Consider the following 5,573-nt stretch of genomic DNA (forward strand, 5'->3'; position numbering starts at 1 on the left):
CCCCCTGCCCCCGTCCCCCCGGCTCAAGGAACTCACCGCCAAGCTGGACCAGGCGCGAAAGAGCTGAACCATGCACAAGAAGAAGACGACGCGGATCCTTCTGGCCGCGCTCGCGGTCTTGATCGTGGCGGCCCTGCTGGTGGGGTTGTTCGTGACGATGGCGGGCATGACGCTGTTCTCCAGTGCGGCGGAGCAGAAGCGCCGCCAGGACGCCATGAACTCCGGCTCCATGTGCGCGGCGCCGATGATCAGCGCCGACGGGAAGTTCGCCAACCCCATGGTGGGCCCGATCACCAGCCCCTTCGGCCCACGTCCCAACCCGTTCGGCCCCGGCGTGCTGCCGCCGGGGTTCACCTCGGAAGAGCAACTGACCTTCCACTACGGCGCCGACATCGGCCGGGTGAGCACCGGCACCCCGTTCTACGCCGCGGCCAGCGGTGTGGTTGAAGGCGCGGAGATCGGTGGCAGTGACGGAGGCAACGCCATCCGCATCCGTGGCGATGACGGCAACATGTGGGTCTACCTCCATGCCGCCGACGGCACCACCGTCGTCAAGCAGGGCCAGCGAGTGGAGGCCGGAGACCAGCTGGCCGGAGCCGGGGAGACCGGCGCCGCCAAGGGCGTCCACCTGCATCTGGCGGTGAAGCAGGGCCCGGAGGAGAAGCCGATCGACCCGGTCGCCTACCTGGCCGCGCAGGGAGTCACCCTGGGCCAGGGGGGACCGACGCCGGTGGAGTCGGCCAAGAAGGTCGGCGCCAGCTCCCCCCCTGCCTCCGAGAAGTCCGTCTCTGCAGACGCCCCTCTCATGCCTGGCGGGGGCACCTTGCGCGTGCCCCTGCCCAGCGGGCAGACCCTGCCGTTGCTGCCCGAGCAACAGCGCAACGCCTCGGTGATCATCGGTGTGGGGCGCGAGATGCAGCTGTCCGACCAGGCGATCATCATCGCGTTGATGACGGCCTTCCAGGAGTCGAGTCTGCTGAATCTGGCCTCTCCTGCCGTGCCTGAATCCCTGAACTACCCGCACGACCGGCTCGGTGTGAACAAGGCCTCGGTGGGCCTGTTCCAGCAGCAGCACACCATGGGATGGGGCACCGTCCAGGACCTGATGAACCCGGAGCTCTCCACCCGCACCTTCTTCGAGGGGCACGACAACCCCGGCGCCACTCCCGCCCTGGGGCTGCTGGATCTTCCTGGCTGGGAGAGCATGTCCCCCGGCGTAGCAGCTCAGACCGTGCAGATCTCATCCTTCCCGGACGAGTACCACAAGTGGGAGAACCCGGCGAGGTTCTTGCTGGAGAACATCGCCGGCGCCGACGTAGTCCAGTGCCACTCCGGGCCGGTCAAAGAAGGTGAAGAGACCGACCCCGAGGCCCCGAGTGACCAGAAGGAAAGCTCGGGGGAGGGCAGCGACACGGTGACCGTTCCCGAGGGCACTACCCGGGAGTCCATCGTGACGGCCGCCCGCAGCGGCGTCGGCGGCGAGTACAAGTGGGGCTCGGCGGAGTTCAAGTCCTGGGATGCCTCCGGCCTGGTGGCCTGGGTGTACCAGGACCAGGGAGTTCAGGTGCCCCGGACTGCACCCTGGACAGTCGGCACACGGACCGAGTCCCCACAACCGGGTGATCTGGTCGCCCAGGACTGGAACCCCGATCGCAACCGCTGGGAGCACGTGGGCGTCTACGTCGGGCAGGGCCGGATGGTCTCTGCTGTCAACGAGTCCACCGGCACCCGCGAGCACCCGGTCACGCAGACCGGATCCGACCCCGTGTACTTCGACATCCTGGGAGGGCAGTGAGCCATGGAACAGCACATGGGAAAGCAGAAGTCGTGGTGGCCCTACGCGCTGGGGGCGGTGCTGGCCGCAGCAGTGGCCACGGCGCTGCTGTTCGGCTCCACAGGGCAAGAACCTGAGACGAGAACTGTGCCGCCGGCCTCCGCCCCGGCGTCCGTGCCTGCCATGAGCTCTCCAAGCTCGGCTCCGGCGGCTTCCACGCAGAGCACCCCTCGGACGGACGGCAGCCCGGCGGCCGCGGGGTCAGCATCGGTCAGCTCGGCCACCTCGACCAGCTCGGCGCGGGCCGAGCAGTCCCGAATCGAGCAGCAGGCAGTTCAGGAAGCCGCGGCCGGGCTCTCCGCGCAGGAGAGAGAACAGGCGGAGGAGACCGCTAGCGCGTTCATCTCTGACGCCTATGCCCGGTCGTGGAAGAGCTCCCGGGACCAGTGGGCGCAGCAGCTGGCAGCGTCTGCGGATGCTGCGGTGGTCGAAGACCTCAACACCGATCAGCACTGGGAGTCGCAGTCGTGGGCGGCCTTCGTGGAGGCAGAGGCGACCACGAAGGTGCGCGTGGGCAGCGTGCAGGTACAGAACGTAGGTCCGCGGGGGGTGGAGGTAGCAGTGGACTACACCGTTGAGACGGACTCGAGTGACCCATGGGTGGCATCGCTGCCGCTGGAGCAGACCGAGACCGTGGTGGTGGACTTGCGCCGGTCGCCGGCGAAGGTGGTCGATCGGTTCAGTATGGTCACCGCTGGGGGTCTCTAACCGCTTGAGGCTGGGAAGTGGAACGGGCCTGCACCATCGTGGTGCAGGCCCGTTCAGCAGTTATGCGGAGGTGTCGATCAGCCCTTGGGCAGACCCAGACGTAGAACGGCGGCGACCAGGGCACTGCGGCTGGGCGCATGGAAGTAGGCGACCTGCCCGTCGAGCCACTCGCGCTGTTCGGTGGTCATGCGCAGCTGCAGCTGATCCCCGCCGCCGCGACGGCCCCAGGTCTCACTCGGAGGCATCCCCGTTCGAGGTCCGCTCGTGGCGGGTTGGTCTTGGTGCAACCACGAGTGCAGCTCCATTGGGTCCACGCGGTCGAACGTCGCAGCCAGGATCGCCGTGTACGGCAACCCGGTGCGCTCTTTCTCCGCCTGGAGACAGACCTTGACTGCCGCAGGCACGTACACACTCACGTTCCACTTCCCGGCTCGCTTCGCAGCGGGGATGGAATCAACCTGTTCGGGGTGGCTCATCGTGCTCTCCTCGTGGTCCCGGGTGCCGCACGCGCCTGCCGCAGCCCGGCGCGTTCACACTAACGCACGCTGCTTGCAGCGCAGGTAGCGGGATGCTTGCTAGATACGATGACGGGGGTGGGGAAACGGTGGTGATCGTGGGCCCTGCCCGTGAAACGTCGGGGGGGTCGATTCGGCCTACCTGGGTAGAAGACCGATCAAGGAGACGACCTGTGGCACTGATCACGCGAGGGAAGCAGGCCCCCGAAGCGGCGCCGGCCGAGCAGACCGCCGCCGGGCCCGGACGCATGCCCGTGGCCGCTCCGAAACGGCGCACCGGCGCGCTGGCGCTGTCCGTGGCCCTGGCTGTGATCGGCGGCCTGCTGATGTGGATGTTCCAGCAGTCCTCCGCTGCCACCGCATACCTGACGGTGAACAAGCCGGTGGACCGCGGCACGGTGATCGAGCAGAGCATGCTCTCCACCGTCGAGGTCGTGGGTGAGCCGGCCAACCTGATCCCGGCGCAGAACAGCCGGCAGGTGATCGGCAAGGTCGCCACCGCCGACCTGGCACCGGGCACCACGGTGACCGGGCAGAACACTGCCGACTCTCTCGGCGTGGAGACCGGACGCACCGTGGTGGGTCTGGCGCTGTCCTCGGGTCGGCTTCCCGGCCGTGAGCTCAAGGCCGGCGATCAGGTGCAGGTGGTCTACACCCCCAACGCGGAGGCCGCCGGCGCCGCGCTGTCCCAGGCCCCGATCCCCGCCGTGGTGGAGGGCACCGGACACGATGACGCCTCGGGGGCGCGCATCGTGGACCTGAACGTCTCCGAGGCTGACGCGGCCGCTGTGGCCGCCTGGGGAGCCAAGGATGCCGCCTCGGTCATCCTGGGCGCCTCCGCCGCCCCGGCCCCGCAGCAGCAGGCTGAGTCGGTCCCGGCCGAGTCCGCCTCCGCGCCGGCGTCGGCCTCGCCCAGCGCCTCCGAGGACGCGAAGGAGGAGGGGGACCAGTGAGCACGCTCGCCGTCGCCTCCGCTGGCACCAGCCCCGGGGTCACGACCATCGCCCTGGCCCTGACCCTGGCCTGGGCCCGCCCGGTCATGCTGGTCGAGGCCGACGTGTCCAAGCCCTCGGCCGTGGTCGCTGGCCTGCTCCAGGGTGCACTGCCGGCCGACGCCGGACTGATGGGCGTGGCTCAGACCGCCGGGATCGAGGCGGTCACCGAGCAGGACATCTGGGACTTCTCCGTGCCCCTGCCGCAGCAGTCCGACGAGGCGCTGGGACGGTGGCTGCTGCCGGCGCTCTCCGAGCCCGCCGCCGCTCGCCAGATGCGCTCGTTCTGGACCGATCTGCTGCGCGTGCTGCGCGGCCTGGATGCCCACCCCATGGACGCGATCGTAGATCTGGGACGCATCGAGGAACGGCACGGCCGGCACGACCTGATCCTGGACACCGACCACCTGGCGCTGGTGGTCCGCTCGGACCTGGCCTCTGTGGCGGCCCTGGGCGCATACCTGCCGGAGATCGAGGCCGACCGCGCCTCCCGCGGTGCCTCCGAGACGATCTCGGTGATCGTGGTCGAGGACCTCGCCCAGAAGATCTCCTCCTCCCAGATCTCCAAGTACCTGGGGGTGCCCGTGGCCGGGCGTATCCCCCACGCCGCCCAGGCCGCGGCAGCCCTCTCCGGCGGGGCCCGGGTCACCACCCGCACCCGCCGCCCCCTGGAGGCCGCGGCCCGCGCCGCCACGGCCACGCTGGTGCAGAGCATCAACAACCGCCGCGCGCTGATGGAAGGACCGGTCGCATGAGCAAGCACAGTGATGAGACGCCGACGCAGATCGACCTCGAGGACGCCCCGTTCCTGCAGCCGGTTACGCGCAAGCCCCGCACCGCGGACACCCGCATTCCGCGCAGCGCCAGCTCCCACCTCACCCGCCCGCTCGGCGCCAAGACCGCCAGCACCGCGCCCACCGAGGACACCACCCCCGCAGTACCACAGGTACTGGAAGTACCTGCGGTACCGGAGATGCCAGAAGTACCCGTCGAGCCTGTGGACCCGGTGCTGCGCGCGGCCCGTCGCACTCCCGCCGAGACCGCCCGGGCCCACACCGACCAGGCCAGCTGGTGGAAGATCATCGAGTCGCTGCGCTCGCGCGCCACCGACCGCCAGGCCAACGAGCTGAGCCAGCGCCCGGGCATCTCCGAGGAGGAGCGCGAGGCCGTGGGTCGCACCGCGATCTCCGAGGTGCTCGAGGAGTACATGCGCGAGCAGATGGCCACCCTGGGCCGCGACGGCCGATGGAGCCCGGAGCAGCAGGCCAACGCACATAAGGCCGTGTTCGACCAGATGTTCCGCCTCGGCCGATTCCAGGCCCTGGTGGACGAGCCCGACGTGGAGAACATCCACATCAACGGATGCGACGACGTGTGGGTGGAGCGCGCTGGCGGCCGCTGGGAGCAGCGCCCGCCGGTGGCCGACTCCGACGAGCAGCTGATGGCCGACCTGCAGTTCCTCGCCTCCCGTGCCGGAGAGGAAGCCCGCCCCTTCACTCCCGCCCACCCCGACCTGGACATGGA

General features: G+C 69.6%; 5 protein-coding genes and 1 pseudogene. 5 read left to right on the top strand and 1 reads right to left on the bottom strand.

The features are described from left to right. Positions 1-70 precede the first annotated feature (70 nt). Complete coding sequence (locus tag CITRIK5_RS12020; RefSeq protein ID WP_159833865.1) at positions 71-1,795, top strand: peptidoglycan DD-metalloendopeptidase family protein; 1,725 nt, start codon at positions 71-73, stop codon at positions 1,793-1,795. A gap of 3 nt (positions 1,796-1,798) precedes the next feature. Further along, positions 1,799-2,542, top strand: a complete 744-nt coding sequence (locus tag CITRIK5_RS12025; protein WP_140764587.1) for a hypothetical protein — start codon at positions 1,799-1,801, stop codon at positions 2,540-2,542. A gap of 77 nt (positions 2,543-2,619) precedes the next feature. On the opposite strand, the gene CITRIK5_RS12030 is transcribed toward CITRIK5_RS12025, so the two are convergent. Continuing rightward, a complete protein-coding gene (locus CITRIK5_RS12030; protein WP_049161950.1) occupies positions 2,620-3,018 on the bottom strand; it encodes a hypothetical protein in 399 nt (132 codons plus the stop codon). A 212-nt stretch (positions 3,019-3,230) separates the two neighbouring features. Here CITRIK5_RS12030 and CITRIK5_RS12035 point away from each other — a divergent pair, with 212 nt between their 5' ends. From CITRIK5_RS12035 to CITRIK5_RS12045, 3 genes and pseudogenes are all read left to right on the top strand, one after another. Next, complete coding sequence (locus tag CITRIK5_RS12035) at positions 3,231-4,010, top strand: SAF domain-containing protein (protein WP_159833867.1); 780 nt, start codon at positions 3,231-3,233, stop codon at positions 4,008-4,010. Next, on the top strand, positions 4,007-4,804 hold the full coding sequence (locus CITRIK5_RS12040) for a hypothetical protein (protein WP_159833869.1): 798 nt from the start codon (positions 4,007-4,009) through the stop codon (positions 4,802-4,804). The genes CITRIK5_RS12035 and CITRIK5_RS12040 overlap by 4 nt, the downstream gene beginning before the upstream one ends. Beyond that, a pseudogene (locus tag CITRIK5_RS12045) lies at positions 4,801-5,573 on the top strand (hypothetical protein); the annotation flags it as partial. The gene CITRIK5_RS12040 and the pseudogene CITRIK5_RS12045, both read left to right, overlap by 4 nt.

The sequence above is a fragment of the Micrococcus sp. 116 genome, from assembly GCF_902506395.1.
Lineage (GTDB): Bacteria > Actinomycetota > Actinomycetes > Actinomycetales > Micrococcaceae > Micrococcus > Micrococcus luteus.